Genomic DNA, 13,470 nt, shown 5'->3' with positions numbered 1-13,470 from the left:
GGCGGCCCGCTCCCGAGCCGCCCGCACGAGGAGAACCGCCAGATGGGCACGATCACCGAAGCCGAGGTTCCGGAATCCGCGGAACTTCCTTCCGCGAGCCGCCACTCCGACACGCAGCCGCAACCCGCCGAAGCGCCGTTCTCGACGCTCTCCACGCGGCGCCACCAGATGTTCCCCGAACTCACCGACGACGAAATCGCGCGCCTTGCGCGCTTCGGCGAGCAGCGCCACTGGGCGCCGGGCGAACTGCTCTTTCGCACGGGCGAAACCGGCCCCGGCATGTTCGTGCTGCTCTCCGGTTCCGTCAAAGTGTTCCAGCGCGACGGGCTGGGCCGCGAGCGGCTCATCGTCGAGCATGGGCGCGGGCATTTCCTCGCCGAAGTGGGCCAGCTTTCGGGCGGCCCGGCGCTCGTGGACGGCATGGCGCTCGAACCCGTCGATGCGATCCTGATTCCGCCCGAGCAGTTGCGCGCGGCCATCGTCGCCGAAGCCGAACTCGGCGAACGCATCGTGCGCGCGCTGATCCTGCGCCGCGTCTCGCTCATCGAAAAGGGCGCGGGCGGCCCGATTCTCGTGGGCAAGCACAACGATCCCGCACTCGTTTCGCTGCAAGGCTTCCTCTCGCGCAACGGCCATCCGTATTCGGTGCTCGACGAGCGCGATGAAGGCATGCTCTGCATCGTCGAGCGTTTCGCCGCGCGCTGCGAGGATCTGCCGCTCGTGATCTGCCCCGACGGGTCTGTGCTGCGCCAACCCAGTGCGCCCGAACTGGCGACGCGTCTCGGCATCCTGCCCGAGCTGGACGGCGAGCGCGTCTACGATGTCGCCGTGGTGGGCGCGGGGCCGGCCGGTCTCGCCACCGCGGTCTATGCCGCTTCCGAAGGCCTTTCGGTCATCGTGCTCGACTCGCGCGCGCCCGGCGGCCAGGCGGGCGCCAGTTCGCGTATCGAAAACTATCTGGGCTTCCCCACGGGCATATCCGGCCAGGCGCTCGCAGGCCGCGCGTTCGTGCAGGCGCAGAAGTTCGGCGCACACGTGGCCATTCCCGTCTCGGTGCGCCGGCTGATCTGCGATGAAGAACCGCGCCGGCTCGAAACCTGCAGCGGCGACGTGCGCGCGCATACGGTCGTGATCGCGAGCGGCGCCGTGTACCGCAAGCCCGCGATCGAGGGCATCGATCGCTACACGGGGCGCGGCATTTACTACTGGGCCTCGCCGGTCGAGGCGAAGCTTTGCAAGCACGAAAACATCGTGCTCGTTGGCGGCGGCAATTCGGCGGGCCAGGCGATCGTCTATCTTTCCACGCACGCGCGCCAGATCGACGTGTTGATCCGCAAGGCCGGTTTCGAATCGACGATGTCGCGCTATCTGATCGACCGTATCGCCTCGCTCCCGAACGTGTGCGTGCATGGGCACAGCGAGATCGGCGGCCTCGACGAAGACAACAGCGGCCTCGCCGCGGTGCGTTTGAAGATGCCGTGTCCGGAGGGCGTCGACCATTTCGATGCGCGCCATCTGTTCCTCTTCACGGGCGCCGACCCGAACACCGGCTGGCTGCGGGCGTGCGGCGTGAAGCTCGACCCGCACGGCTTCGTGCTGACGGGCGATAACGAGTCGTGCAGCCTCGCGACTTCGGTGGAAGGCGTCTACGCGATCGGCGACGCGCGCGCGGGCTCGACCAAGCGCGTGGCCGCGGCGGTGGGCGAAGGCGCGGCCGTGGTCGCGCAGATCCATCAACGGCTCGCTGCGCTGCGGCCCGTGACAGTGGTTGCGGGCGTCCATGCGTGAGTGCGCAGCGGAGGTTGCAGAAGCCCCCACGGGTCCCGAAGCCGGTACCTCGCTAGTTCTGCCGCTCGCGGCCGCGCGCACGCTGCACCTCGCGGCGCAGGGGCTGCTCGCGCCGCCGCGCCGCAAGGCGACCCGGGACGACGTGCTCGAAGCGATCCGCCGGATGGCGCAGCTGCAGATCGACACGATCCATGTGGTCGCGCGCAGTCCTTATTTCGTGCTGTTCAGCCGCATTGGCGCGTTCGAGCCGGCATGGCTCGACGCGCACCTCGCGCAAGGGCGCCTGTTCGAATACTGGGCGCACGAGGCCTGCTTCCTGCCGATCGAGGACTACGGGCTGCTGCGTCATCGCATGCTCGATCCTTCCGGCATGGGCTGGAAATACGCGGCCGCGTGGCACGACCAGTACCGCGACGAAATCGACGCCCTGCTCGAGCGCATTCGCGCCGAGGGCGCCGTGCGTTCCGCCGACTTCGCGCGCGCCGAGGGCGCGAAAGGCAGCGGCTGGTGGGACTGGAAGCCGGAGAAGCGGCATCTGGAAGTGCTGTTCGCAACCGGCGCGCTCATGGTGGCCGCGCGGCACAACTTCCAGCGTGTGTACGACGTGGCCGAGCGTGTGCTGCCGCACTGGAACGACACGCGCGACCTGCCTCCGCGCGCCGAAGCGGAACGCGAGTTGCTCCTGCGCTCCTGCCGCGCGCTCGGCGTGATCCGCGCGGACTGGGCGGCCGACTACTTCCGCCTGCCGCGCCGCCCCTATGCCGACGCCCTGCACGCACTCGCCGACGCGGGTGAGTTGCTGCCCGTGCGCGTGGAAGGCTGGAAGCACGACGCGTTCGTGCATCGCGAGCACGCGGCGCTCATCGACGAAGTGGCGAGCGGGAGGCTCGCCTCCACGGTCACGACCCTGCTCTCGCCCTTCGATCCGGTGGTGTGGGACCGCAAGCGCGCGCTCGCGCTATTCGATTTCGACTACGCGATGGAATGCTACGTGCCGGCTGCAAAGCGCAAATACGGTTACTTCGTACTGCCGATCTTGAATCGCGGGCGGCTTGTCGGGCGCATCGACGCAAAGGCGCATCGGGCGCAGCAAGTGTTCGAGGTGAAGTCGCTGCATCTGGAGCCCGGCGTGCGCGCGAGCGGCCGTCTGGTGGCCGACTTGCGCCGGGCGCTGCAGCGTTGCGCGGACTGGCACGGCACGCCGGAACTACGCATCGGCGCCGCGCCGGACGGCCTCGCGGCCGCCCTTCTGGCTGCGTGAGCGTGCGGCTGCCGACCCGGCAGAGCCGCCGCACGCGTTGAGGACGATTAGTGCTCCAGCTTGGCGCGCAACTCGCGCGCGGCCTCGAGCAGCCCTTCGTAGCCCGAACGCGCGTGTTGCGGCAGGTCGGGGTCGCCCACCAGCGCGCCCAGCGTTTCCACCAGGCTGAAGACGAGGCCCTTGGCCGCGCCCGCCGCGATCTTGCCGGATTTCACGCCTTCGTCGACGTGACTGAAGGCGGCGTTCAGACTCTCCAGATCCGGTTGCGATGAACCGGCGCCAGGCTTTTGAGCGTCCTGCTTTTGCTTGTCGTCGCTCGTCATGATGAAGTCGATCTCCCTTGGTGAGCCGTAGTCAAAAGAATCCCGCACTTTTCAATGTTATATACCCATCGGGTGCAGGCGTCTATTCGAAGCCCGGCAGCGCGATGGCCAACGGCGGGTGCACTCCCGAATCTTCTCACCTTTGTCGCCCGCGCGCCGAGGCCGCCTGCGCGGCGGCTTGTCGCTTCGTCACACCCGGCGACTAAAAAACACCTTGAATTCAAGGCTAATGTGGATTTCGCACGATGGATCGGCAGGTTCGTCGCCTCGCTTCTCAGGATTGCCGACGGCGCGCTCCCGCCTCTCCCGCAAACGCTCACCTTTGTATGTCGAAACGTGGATTCACTCCGCTTCGAGTGCATCCGCCGAGCGGTTCACGCTCACCGCATCACACGCCGGTTTTGCGTTTCACCCTTGTTTTCAAGATACTTTTTTGCCTGAAGGCACCATCCACGCGCTTGCGCCATTCTGTTCAAGGTGCGTGATCACGTGCATACCGGCTCACTCCCGAAAAGCCTCACCTCTCGCGCGAACGTTCATGTGGACGCCCATGCAAAGCCTGAACGATGCCGCACGATGCGGTATCGTACGTGAATGTCTGCAGACGCCAATACGAGGAATCACACGATGAGCTACGCAACGAACGCGCCCGCCCGCAAGGAAATCGACTCGCTCAGCGGGGCCGCCGTCGTCGAATTCGGCACTGACTGGTGCGGCTATTGCCAGGGCGCGCAACCGCTGATCGGCGCGGCGTTCGAGCGCAATCCGCAGGTGCGTCGCCTGCAAGTGGAAGATGGACCGGGCCGCGCGCTGGGCCGCTCGTTTCGCGTGAAGCTCTGGCCCACGCTCATTTTCCTGCGCGATGGCGTTGAGGTCGCGCGCGTGGTGCGTCCGCAAAACGCCGCCGAACTCGACGAGGCGTTCGCTTCGCTCGCGTAGCCGCGCCTGGCCCTTCCATGCGGTCCGACCGAGCCGCGCGGACCGCTCCCGAAAACCCTCACCTTTGCCCGCGAGCGCGCCCGAAGGCACGCGCCACGCTCACGCCTCCAGCCCGGCGAGCAGATCGTCGATCGCGCGATACACACGCTCGACCACCTCTGGCCCCACCTGCGCTTCCAGCGCCTTATAGCGCGCCTCCAGTTCCTTCGAAATCGCTTTCACGAGCTGATGGCTCTTCTTCGTGAGCGAGACGAGCACGCGCCGCTGGTCGTCGGCGAAACGCTCCTTCGTCACGAGTCCGAGCGCCTCCATGCGCGCGAGTACGCCCGCCATGCTCGGGCTGGATATCGTGCACAGGTCGGAAATCTGCCGCGGCTCGAGCGGTCCGCTTTCGTTGAGCGCGCGGATCACGCGCCACTGCTGCTCGGTGAGGCCGTGCGACGTGATGAGCGGGCGAAAGCGTTCCATCATCTTTTCGCGCGCGCGCAGCAGCAGCATGGGCAGGTTGCGGTGCGCAACGCGAGTGGTCGGACGCGAAGTATCGGACATGGCGGTTTCAGCTAAACGAAGAACTCGAGGAACCGGGCGGCCCTGGGCCCGTTATTCATGTGAACGGGCCCAGGGGAAACCCGAAAAATTCTCATCGACGATTGACGACGGATGATAGCAAGCGCACTATCACTCACATATTAGTGTTTCCGTGAAGTCCATCCAGGCCATGTTTTACGTTGCCGATCATCTGCTGCACGTCGAAGGCGAGGCATTGCCGCGCGACGTCAGCACTGCCGCCATGCGCGGGCTGCTCGCCACGGGCACGCGTTGCCGGGCGCCCGTGAGCGGCGCTGTCTACGGCACGCTGCTCAACGACCGCCATGCGCTCGAAGCGCTGGGCGACGCCGTAAACGCGCCCCCTTACAAGGCGCCGCCGCGCGCGCCGGTTCTCTATCTGAAGCCGCGCAACACGCTCGCGGGCCACCGCGCGCGCGTGGTTGTGCCCGGCAGCGAGGGCATTCAGGCAGGCGCGTCGCTCGGCGTCGTGATTGGACGGACCGCCGCGCGCGTCACCGCACACGAAGCGTTCGATTACATTGCGGGGTATACGGTCGTGGCCGATCTGAGCGTACCGCACGCGAGCGTCTATCGCCCCTCGGTGCGGTTTCGCGCGCGCGACAACTTCTGCGTTGTCGGCCCCGCCGTCGTCGCGCGCCGCCATGTGGCCGATCCCGACCGGCTTGCCATCACGGTGAACGTCGAAGGCGGCGCGCCCTTCCATGCCACGACGGCCACGAGCGTGCGCGGCGTTGCCCAGTTGCTCGCCGACGTCACCGACTTCATGACGCTCGCCCCCGGCGACGTCATCACGCTCGGCGTGCCGCACGGCGCCCCCGTGGTTCAGGCAGGCGCGCGCGCAGCGATCTCCATTGGAGACTGGGCACCGCTCGAAATTGAATTCGCCGCGGCAGGCTTGGCGCAGGGAGCACGAGCATGATGCGCGCACGCGTTGCCTATGCAGGCGCCATCCACGAAGCCACGCCGGAAGGAACACGCGTGCGGCTCGCCGACGGGCGCGTGCGAGAGGAGCACGAAGTCGTCTGGCTCGCGCCTTTCGAGCCCGGCACGATCTTCGCACTCGGGCTCAATTACGCAGAGCACGCCAGGGAGCTGCAGTTCTCGAAGCAGGAAGAGCCGCTCGTGTTCCTCAAGGGGCCGGGCAGCGTGATCGGCCATCGCGGCACCACGCGCCGCCCCGCCGACGCCACGTTCATGCACTACGAGTGCGAGCTTGCCGTCGTGATCGGCCGCACCGCGCAGAACGTGGAACGCGAGGGCGCCATGCAGTACGTGGCCGGCTACACGATCGCGAACGACTACGCGATCCGCGACTATCTGGAGAACTACTACCGCCCGAACCTGCGCGTGAAGAACCGTGACGGCGGCACCGTGCTGGGCCCCTGGTTCGTCGATGCCGCCGACGTCGCCGACGTCAACGCGCTCGGCCTGCGCACTTACGTGAACGGCGAGCTCAGGCAGAACGGCAACACGCGCGATTTCGTCACCGGCATCGCGGAACTCATCGAGTATTTGAGCGGCTTCATGACGCTCGCCCCCGGCGACGTCATTCTGACCGGCACGCCCGAAGGCGTCGTCAACGTGAATGCGGGCGACGAAGTGGTGTGCGAGATCGACGGGCTGGGCCGTCTCGTCAACACCATCGCGAGCGACGCCGACTACGGGCGCTGATCCGCCAACGCATCGAACACGGGTTACGTTAGATATGCGAATCGACCATCTCATCAACGGCCGCGCGCACAGCGGGCACGACTACTTCGAAACCGTGAATCCGGCGAACCAGGACGTGCTCGCGGAAGTGGCGCGCGGCGGCGCGGAGGAAGCCGATCTCGCGGTGCGCGCCGCGAAAGACGCGTTCCCCGCCTGGGCAGCCACACCCGCCGCCGAGCGCGCGAAGGCGATTCGCAAGCTCGGCGAGCTGATCGCGAAGAACGTACCCGAAATCGCGCAGACCGAAACGAAGGATACGGGCCAAACCATTTCGCAAACCGGCCAGCAACTCGTGCCGCGCGCCGCCGACAACTTCAGCTACTTCGCCGAAGTCTGCACCGCCGTGGACGGCCACACCTACCCCACGTCCACGCACCTGAACTACACGCTATTTCACCCCGTGGGCGTGTGCGCGCTCATCTCACCCTGGAACGTGCCGTTCATGACCGCCACGTGGAAGGTCGCACCCTGCCTCGCGTTCGGCAATACCGCGGTGCTGAAGATGAGCGAGCTATCGCCACTCACGGCTTCGATGCTCGGCCAGCTCGCGCTCGACGCGGGCATTCCGGCGGGCGTGCTCAATATCGTGCACGGCTATGGCAAGGAAGCGGGCGAGCCGCTTGTCGCGCACCCCGACGTGCGCGCGGTCTCGTTCACGGGGTCGACGGCTACGGGCAACCGCATCGTGCAGGCCGCGGGCCTGAAGAAGTTTTCAATGGAGCTGGGCGGCAAGTCGCCGTTCGTGATCTTCGACGACGCCGATTTCGAGCGCGCGCTCGACGCCGCCGTCTTCATGATCTTCTCGAACAACGGCGAGCGCTGCACGGCCGGCTCGCGCATTCTCGTGCAGCGTTCGATCTATGCGAAGTTCGCCGAGCGCTTCGTCGAGCGCGCGAAGCGCATCACCGTGGGCGATCCGCTCGACGAGAAAACCATCATCGGCCCGATGATCAGCCAGGGCCATCTCGCGAAGGTACGCAGCTATATCGAACTCGGGCCGCAGGAAGGTGCGACACTCGCGTGCGGCGGCCTCGACGCGCCCGCGCTGCCCGACGCCGTGAAGAAGGGAAACTTCGTTCAGCCAACCGTGTTCGTCGATGTCGATAACCGCATGCGCATTGCGCAGGAAGAAATCTTCGGCCCGGTTGCCTGTCTGATTCCCTTCGACGACGAAGCGCACGCGATCCGCCTTTCCAACGACATTGCCTATGGTCTGTCCAGCTACGTGTGGACCGAGAACGCCGGCCGCGCGTTGCGCGTGGCCGCGGCCGTCGAAGCGGGCATGTGCTTCGTCAACAGCCAGAACGTGCGCGACCTGCGCCAGCCGTTCGGCGGAACGAAGGCTTCGGGCGTGGGCCGCGAAGGCGGCAAGTGGAGCTACGAAGTGTTCCTCGAGCCGAAGAATGTCTGTGTTTCGCTCGGCTCGCATCACATTCCGCACTGGGGCGTGTAATGGGCAGACTCGCGCTGGCAGCCAAGGTCACGCACGTGCCTTCGCTGTACCTCTCGGAACTGGACGGCCCCCACAAGGGCTGCCGCCAGGCAGCCATCGACGGCCATCGCGAGATCGGCCGCCGCTGCCGCGAGCTGGGCGTCGATACGATCGTCGTGTTCGATGTGCACTGGCTCGTGAACAGCGAGTATCACATCAACTGTGCGCCGCGCTTCGAAGGCGTCTACACGAGCAACGAACTGCCGCATTTCATCAGGAACATGCCATATGCGTATCCGGGCAATCCGCAGCTTGGCCATCTGATTGCCGATGTCGCGAACGCAATGGACGTCAAGACGCGCGCGCATAGCGAAACGACGCTCGACCTCGAATACGGCACGCTCGTACCCATGCGCTATATGAACGGCGACGAACATTTCCGCACGGTTTCGGTGGCGGGCTGGTGCATGTGGCACGACCTCGCCACGAGCGCGCGCTTCGGCCTCGCCGTGCGCCGCGCGATCGAAGAGCGCTACGAAGGCACGGTGGCGATACTCGCGAGCGGGTCGCTCAGCCACCACTTCGCCAACAACGGCACAGCCGAAGCCTTCATGCACAAGGTCTGGGATCCGTTTCTTGAAGCGACCGATCGCAACGTCGTGGCGATGTGGGAGCGCGGCGACTGGAAAACCTTCTGCGGCATGCTGCCGATGTACAACGAAAAGTGCTGGGGCGAGGGCGGCATGCACGACACCGCCATGCTGCTCGGCGCGCTGGGATGGGACCGCTACGACGGCCGGGCGGAAGTCGTCACGCCGTATTTCGGCAGCTCCGGCACCGGACAGATCAACGCTGTCTTGCCGGTCACGCCGCTGCCGGCTTGAACACGGGAGAACGCCATGCCCCATCTTACCCTCGAATACAGCGCGAATCTGGCGGATGCGAGCAGCGTGGACCGGCTCTGCGAAACGCTTGCCCACGTGCTCGATGCACAACGCGACGAAAACGGCGCGCGCGTCTATCCACGCGGCGGCATCCGCACGCGCGCGCTGCGCTGCGAACAGTACTTCGTTGCCGACGGCAATCCGGCGAACGCCTTCCTGCACGGCTGCCTGAAGATCGGCGCGGGTCGCTCGCAGGCGGTGCGCAGGGCCACGGGCGATGCGCTCTTCGATGCGATCAAGCAGCACTTCGCACATGCCTTCGCGTCGCACGGCCTCGCGCTCTCGCTCGAAATCGTCGAATTCAGCGAGGAAGGCGCATGGAAGCACAACAACCTGCACGCCCGGCTCAAAGACGCGAGTTCATGATGCTAGATCAGCAAACCATCTGCGAACTGGCTGCGCAGCTCGACGAAGCGGAACGCACGCGCACGCCGCTGCGGCATTTTTCGCGGTCGCATCCGGACATGACGATCGACGACGGCTACGCGATCCAGCGCGAGTGGGTCAAACTCAAGCTCGCCGCGGGCTACACGATCAAGGGCCGCAAAATCGGCCTTACGTCGCGCGCCATGCAGCGCGCCTCGCAGATCGACGAGCCCGACTACGCGCCGCTGCTCGACAGTATGTTCATCGCCGCAGGCAGCGCGATTCGCGCGGACCGTTTCATCGCGCCGCGTGTGGAAGTGGAACTGGCGTTCGTGCTGAACCGGCCGCTGCAAGGGCCCGACATAACGCTCTTCGACGTGCTCGACGCCACGGCCTACGTCACGCCGGCCATCGAGATCATCGACGCGCGCATCGAGCAGTTCGACCGCGAAACCAAAAAGCCGCGCAAAGTGTTCGACACCATTTCCGACTTTGCCGCCAACGCGGGCGTCGTGCTGGGCGGCCGCCCGGTGAAGCCGCTCGACGTGGACCTGCGCTGGGTCGGCGCGTTGCTCTACAGGAACGGCGCCGTGGAGGAAAGCGGTCTGGCCGCCGCGGTGCTCGACCATCCGGCAACCGGCGTTGCCTGGCTCGCCAACAAGATCGCGCGCCACGATGAGCGGCTCGAAGCCGGCGACGTGATCCTTAGCGGCTCATTCACGGCCCCGATCCCGGCGCGCGCGGGCGATACGTTCCATGCCGATTACGGCCCGCTGGGCGGCATCGGCTTCAATTTCGTCTGACCAGGATACCCTGATCACCGGCACGCAAACGCTGCTCGTGCCGATGATCGAGAAAGCCGAAGAGGCACGCGCCGCCGTCGCCGCGGCGCACGCTTCATTCGCCCGCTTCCCCGCTCTCGACGAGCTTTGCCAGCACGCTCGCCAGCACCTCGCGTTCGTGCTCGCTCAGCGTCGCGAGAATCGCGTCGTTCGTTGCCTTCGAGATCGCCGCGGCGCGCCGGCAGGTGCTGCGCCCCTGCGCCGTAAGCGCCACGAGCACGCCCCGCGCGTCGGCCTCGTTCGAGGTCTTGACGAGCAGGCCCCTGCGTTCGAGCACGTCGGTGGCGCGGCTCGCCTGGCTGCGATCGAGATTCGACACGCGCCCGAGATCCGATACCGACAACGATCCGAACGCACCCACGCTGAGCAGCAGCCGCGCCTCGGTGAGCGACAGGGAAAGCGCTGCCTCGAACGCGTCGCTCATCGTGCGATCGGTCTGCTTCTTGAGCACATGAAGCCGGTAGGTGAACAGCTCCGCGATGTCGTACTTCCCCGTCATTGATCTTCCCGCCTGGTTTCCACCGGCCGCGAAATGCGGCCACGCCATCAGAATAGCATCGATAAAAGCCCTTTTCTGCAGGCATTTCATGGAAAATTTGATGCTTGCACACGCATTTATTTGCGCGTAGGATCGGCGTGACCGGAGCCCGCCATGAGGAGACTTTCATGAATGAAAACATTCAGCGCACGCGCCCCGAATGGTGCGCCCCCACGGAATGGGCGGCGCGCGTGCAGCTTGCCGCCGTATATCGCGTGTTTCATCTCATGGGCTGGACCGAGCTGATCTTCAATCACATTACGTTGCGCGTGCCCGGGCCGCACAAGCATTTCCTCATCAACCCGTTCGGGCTCGCGTACGACGAAATCAAGGCGTCGAATCTCGTCAAAATCGATCTCGAAGGCAATATCCTGAGTCCGGGCGAGTATCCGATCAACCCGGCCGGCTTCGTGATTCACAGCGCGATTCATGCCAACGTGGCAGACGCGCATTGCGTGATGCACACGCACACCACGGCAGGGCTCGCGGTGGCGTGCATGGAAGGCGGCCTCGCGTATACGAACTTCTATTCGGCGCAGTTGCACGACATGGTCGCGTATCACGACTTCGAAGGCATCACCGTGCACGCCGAAGAAAAATCGCGCATTCTGCAGTCGATGGGCGACAAGCGGCTGCTTATCCTGCGCAATCACGGGCTGCTCTCGCACGGTGTGACCCTCGCGCATGCCTTTGCGCTGTTGTGGACGCTCAACCGTGCGTGCGAGGTGCAGGTCGTGACCGATTCGATGCGCGGCCAGACCCTGCCGATCTCGCCTGCCATTACCGAGCGCTCGACGCGCGACGCCTTGCAGTTCTCGCCCGAACACGGCGCGGGCCAGAACGTGCTCGACGCGCTGGTCCGTCGTGTCACGCGCATCGACCCGTCATATCAGGAGTGAAAGTTTGAACACACCGAATCAGAGGATCACTGTCGTCGGCGGCGGTGCGATCGGCGGCCTGATCGCGGCGCGTCTTGCGCGCGCGGGCATCGCCGTGAATCTGCTCGCACGTGGCGCGCATCTGGAAGCGATTCGCCGCGACGGTCTGACGATTGTCGAAGGCGACACGCGCTACACGCAATCCGTCAACGCCACCGGCGACGCCGCAACGCTCAGTGCGCAAGACGTCGTCTTCGTTTGCCTGAAGGGTCAGGCGCTCGCCCAGTCGGCGGCTTCGCTCGCGCCGCTCGTGGGCCCGCACACGCATATCGTCTCGGCGATGAACGGCGTGCCCTGGTGGTTCCTCCACGGATTCGGCGGCACACACGCCAACGGCCGGCTCGAGGCGGTCGATCCGGGCGGTGTCGTCTCGCAGGCGTTGCCGCCCGCGCAGGCTTCGGGCTGCGTCGTGCATCTGTCGTCGTCGATTGCGGGGCCGGGGGTGATCCGCAAGGGCGGCGGCAATCATCTGATCGTCGGAGAGGGCTCGGCGCACATGGCGGCGCGCGCGCAGGAAGCGCGCGATCTGCTTGAGCGGGCCGGCTTCGAGGTCACGAAAGCCGCGCCGATCCAGGCCGATATCTGGGCGAAGCTCTGGGGCAACATGACGATGAACCCCATCAGCGCGCTCACACGCTCGACGGCCGACGTGATTCTCGACGACCCGCTCACCGCGCAACTCGTGAGCGCGGTCATGACGGAAGCGCGTGCGATTGGCGAAGCGCTCGGCATTCGCCTCGCGATGACCATCGAGGCGCGCAACGCGATCACGCGCAAGCTCGGCGCATTCAAGACTTCGATGCTGCAGGACGTGGAAGCGCAGCGCTCGCTCGAAGTCGAAGCACTGCTAGGCGCGCCATATGAACTGGCGCAGCGCGTGGGCGTCGCGGCGCCCTCGCTCGGCATGCTTTACGGCCTGGCGCGCCAGCTCGATTCGAATCTCGAAGCGGCGCGCCAGACACGCTAAGGCCTGTTCGCCTCAATCCTCGAGCGGTTTGCCCGTGAGGTCGCGAATGAACGGCAACGCGAGGCACGAGATCGCCACGCACGCCATGACGTACCAGGCGGGCGCGAGCAGATTGCCCGTGCTCTTCACGAGCCAGGTGGCAACGGTCTGCGCGAAACCGCCAAAAATCGCCACGCCGACGCCGTAGACGATCGCCATGCCCGTGGCGCGCACGGCGCGCGGGAACATCTCCGGCAGCATCGTGATGGAGGGCGCGGCCTGCAGCCCCAGCAGCACGCTCAGGCCGCCTACGGTAATCAAAAGACGCGCGGCGTCCGGGCCGCTCGCCAGCCACAGGAACGCCGGATAGATCGACAGCAGGACGCCCACGCGCGGCCAGAAGATCAGCGCGCGGCGGCTGAACCGGTCGCAGAGCAGGCCCGACACGGGCGCCACCAGAAAGGTCACGACGCCGGAAACGAGCCCCGCCAGCAAGGCCGTGGGTGCGGGCACTTTCAGTTCATGAATCGCATACGTCGGCATATAGAACGTAACGACATAGGCCGTGACCGTGGAGCCGATCGTCAGCAGGATGCCGAGCGCCGCGCGCCGCCAGTGGTCGCGCAGCACGGCGAGCACCGGCATGCGCTCCACGCTCGTCGGCTCAGGCAACTGTTCGTCCAGGCGTCGGCGAATCCACATGCCGAGCGGCGCGATCGCCACGCCCATGAGGAAAGGCACGCGCCAGCCCCAGGCGAGCAGCGTGTCGGGCGCGAGGAAAGTCGTCAGGAGTCCCGCCGTTAGCGCGCCGAGCGAAACGCCCATCCCCTGGCTCGCGAACTGCCAGCTGCCGAGCAGGCCGCGATTGGCGGG

Annotated in this window: 15 protein-coding genes; 11 read left to right on the top strand and 4 right to left on the bottom strand. The window is 66.1% G+C overall.

Translation table 11 applies throughout. The features are described from left to right. Window positions 1-42: 42 nt before the first annotated feature. Window positions 43-1,788, top strand: a complete 1,746-nt coding sequence (locus BHE01S_RS23015; protein ID WP_084069135.1) for an FAD-dependent oxidoreductase — start codon at window positions 43-45, stop codon at window positions 1,786-1,788. Then, window positions 1,781-3,049 (top strand): winged helix-turn-helix domain-containing protein, encoded by a 1,269-nt coding sequence (locus BHE01S_RS23010; RefSeq protein WP_084069134.1) that lies wholly within the window; start codon window positions 1,781-1,783, stop codon window positions 3,047-3,049. The genes BHE01S_RS23015 and BHE01S_RS23010 overlap by 8 nt, the downstream gene beginning before the upstream one ends. Before the next feature lie 47 nt (window positions 3,050-3,096). On the opposite strand, the gene BHE01S_RS23005 is transcribed toward BHE01S_RS23010, so the two are convergent. Further along, window positions 3,097-3,372 (bottom strand): hypothetical protein, encoded by a 276-nt coding sequence (locus BHE01S_RS23005; RefSeq protein WP_028207911.1) that lies wholly within the window; start codon window positions 3,370-3,372, stop codon window positions 3,097-3,099. Between the two features lie 627 nt (window positions 3,373-3,999). On the opposite strand from BHE01S_RS23005, the gene BHE01S_RS23000 reads away from it, so the two are divergent. Beyond that, the gene (locus tag BHE01S_RS23000) at window positions 4,000-4,311 is read left to right on the top strand and encodes a thioredoxin family protein (protein ID WP_042268063.1); all 312 of its coding nucleotides are present in this window, start codon (window positions 4,000-4,002) and stop codon (window positions 4,309-4,311) included. Window positions 4,312-4,410: 99 nt separating this feature from the next. On the opposite strand, the gene hpaR is transcribed toward BHE01S_RS23000, so the two are convergent. Then, complete coding sequence (gene hpaR, locus BHE01S_RS22995; protein WP_042268269.1) at window positions 4,411-4,809, bottom strand: homoprotocatechuate degradation operon regulator HpaR; 399 nt, start codon at window positions 4,807-4,809, stop codon at window positions 4,411-4,413. 220 nt (window positions 4,810-5,029) lie between these two features. Here hpaR and BHE01S_RS22990 point away from each other — a divergent pair, with 220 nt between their 5' ends. The 6 genes from BHE01S_RS22990 to hpaH are packed head-to-tail and all read left to right on the top strand — an operon-like array spanning window position 5,030 to window position 10,136. Beyond that, on the top strand, window positions 5,030-5,800 hold the full coding sequence (locus BHE01S_RS22990) for a fumarylacetoacetate hydrolase family protein (protein WP_042268266.1): 771 nt from the start codon (window positions 5,030-5,032) through the stop codon (window positions 5,798-5,800). Next, window positions 5,797-6,552, top strand: a complete 756-nt coding sequence (locus BHE01S_RS22985; RefSeq protein ID WP_042268061.1) for a fumarylacetoacetate hydrolase family protein — start codon at window positions 5,797-5,799, stop codon at window positions 6,550-6,552. The genes BHE01S_RS22990 and BHE01S_RS22985 overlap by 4 nt, the downstream gene beginning before the upstream one ends. A gap of 34 nt (window positions 6,553-6,586) precedes the next feature. Next, the gene (gene hpaE, locus BHE01S_RS22980) at window positions 6,587-8,044 is read left to right on the top strand and encodes a 5-carboxymethyl-2-hydroxymuconate semialdehyde dehydrogenase (RefSeq protein WP_042268060.1); all 1,458 of its coding nucleotides are present in this window, start codon (window positions 6,587-6,589) and stop codon (window positions 8,042-8,044) included. Continuing rightward, window positions 8,044-8,907, top strand: a complete 864-nt coding sequence (gene hpaD, locus BHE01S_RS22975) for a 3,4-dihydroxyphenylacetate 2,3-dioxygenase (RefSeq protein WP_042268057.1) — start codon at window positions 8,044-8,046, stop codon at window positions 8,905-8,907. The genes hpaE and hpaD overlap by 1 nt, the downstream gene beginning before the upstream one ends. 15 nt (window positions 8,908-8,922) lie before the next feature. After that, window positions 8,923-9,333: a 5-carboxymethyl-2-hydroxymuconate Delta-isomerase gene (locus BHE01S_RS22970; protein ID WP_042268055.1), complete on the top strand. Its 411-nt coding sequence runs from the start codon at window positions 8,923-8,925 to the stop codon at window positions 9,331-9,333. Further along, window positions 9,333-10,136, top strand: coding sequence for a 2-oxo-hept-4-ene-1,7-dioate hydratase (gene hpaH, locus BHE01S_RS22965; protein WP_042268053.1), 804 nt, complete (start codon window positions 9,333-9,335; stop codon window positions 10,134-10,136). The genes BHE01S_RS22970 and hpaH overlap by 1 nt, the downstream gene beginning before the upstream one ends. 94 nt (window positions 10,137-10,230) lie before the next feature. Here the strand turns inward: hpaH and BHE01S_RS22960 are convergent, their stop codons facing one another. Then, window positions 10,231-10,674, bottom strand: coding sequence for a MarR family winged helix-turn-helix transcriptional regulator (locus BHE01S_RS22960; protein WP_042268050.1), 444 nt, complete (start codon window positions 10,672-10,674; stop codon window positions 10,231-10,233). Between the two features lie 167 nt (window positions 10,675-10,841). On the opposite strand from BHE01S_RS22960, the gene BHE01S_RS22955 reads away from it, so the two are divergent. Both BHE01S_RS22955 and BHE01S_RS22950 read left to right on the top strand, forming a co-directional pair. After that, the gene (locus BHE01S_RS22955; protein ID WP_042268048.1) at window positions 10,842-11,612 is read left to right on the top strand and encodes a class II aldolase/adducin family protein; all 771 of its coding nucleotides are present in this window, start codon (window positions 10,842-10,844) and stop codon (window positions 11,610-11,612) included. 4 nt (window positions 11,613-11,616) lie between these two features. Further along, window positions 11,617-12,618: a 2-dehydropantoate 2-reductase gene (locus BHE01S_RS22950; RefSeq protein ID WP_042268046.1), complete on the top strand. Its 1,002-nt coding sequence runs from the start codon at window positions 11,617-11,619 to the stop codon at window positions 12,616-12,618. Window positions 12,619-12,630: 12 nt separating this feature from the next. On the opposite strand, the gene BHE01S_RS22945 is transcribed toward BHE01S_RS22950, so the two are convergent. Further along, a partial coding sequence (locus tag BHE01S_RS22945; RefSeq protein ID WP_042268044.1) for an MFS transporter occupies window positions 12,631-13,470 on the bottom strand: 840 nt, incomplete at its 5' end.

Origin of the sequence: Paraburkholderia heleia NBRC 101817 (assembly GCF_000739775.1) — a bacterium.
In the GTDB taxonomy this organism is placed as follows: domain Bacteria; phylum Pseudomonadota; class Gammaproteobacteria; order Burkholderiales; family Burkholderiaceae; genus Paraburkholderia; species Paraburkholderia heleia.
Note: the sequence above shows the minus strand (reverse complement) of the source record. Positions and strands in the feature narration are given on the sequence as shown.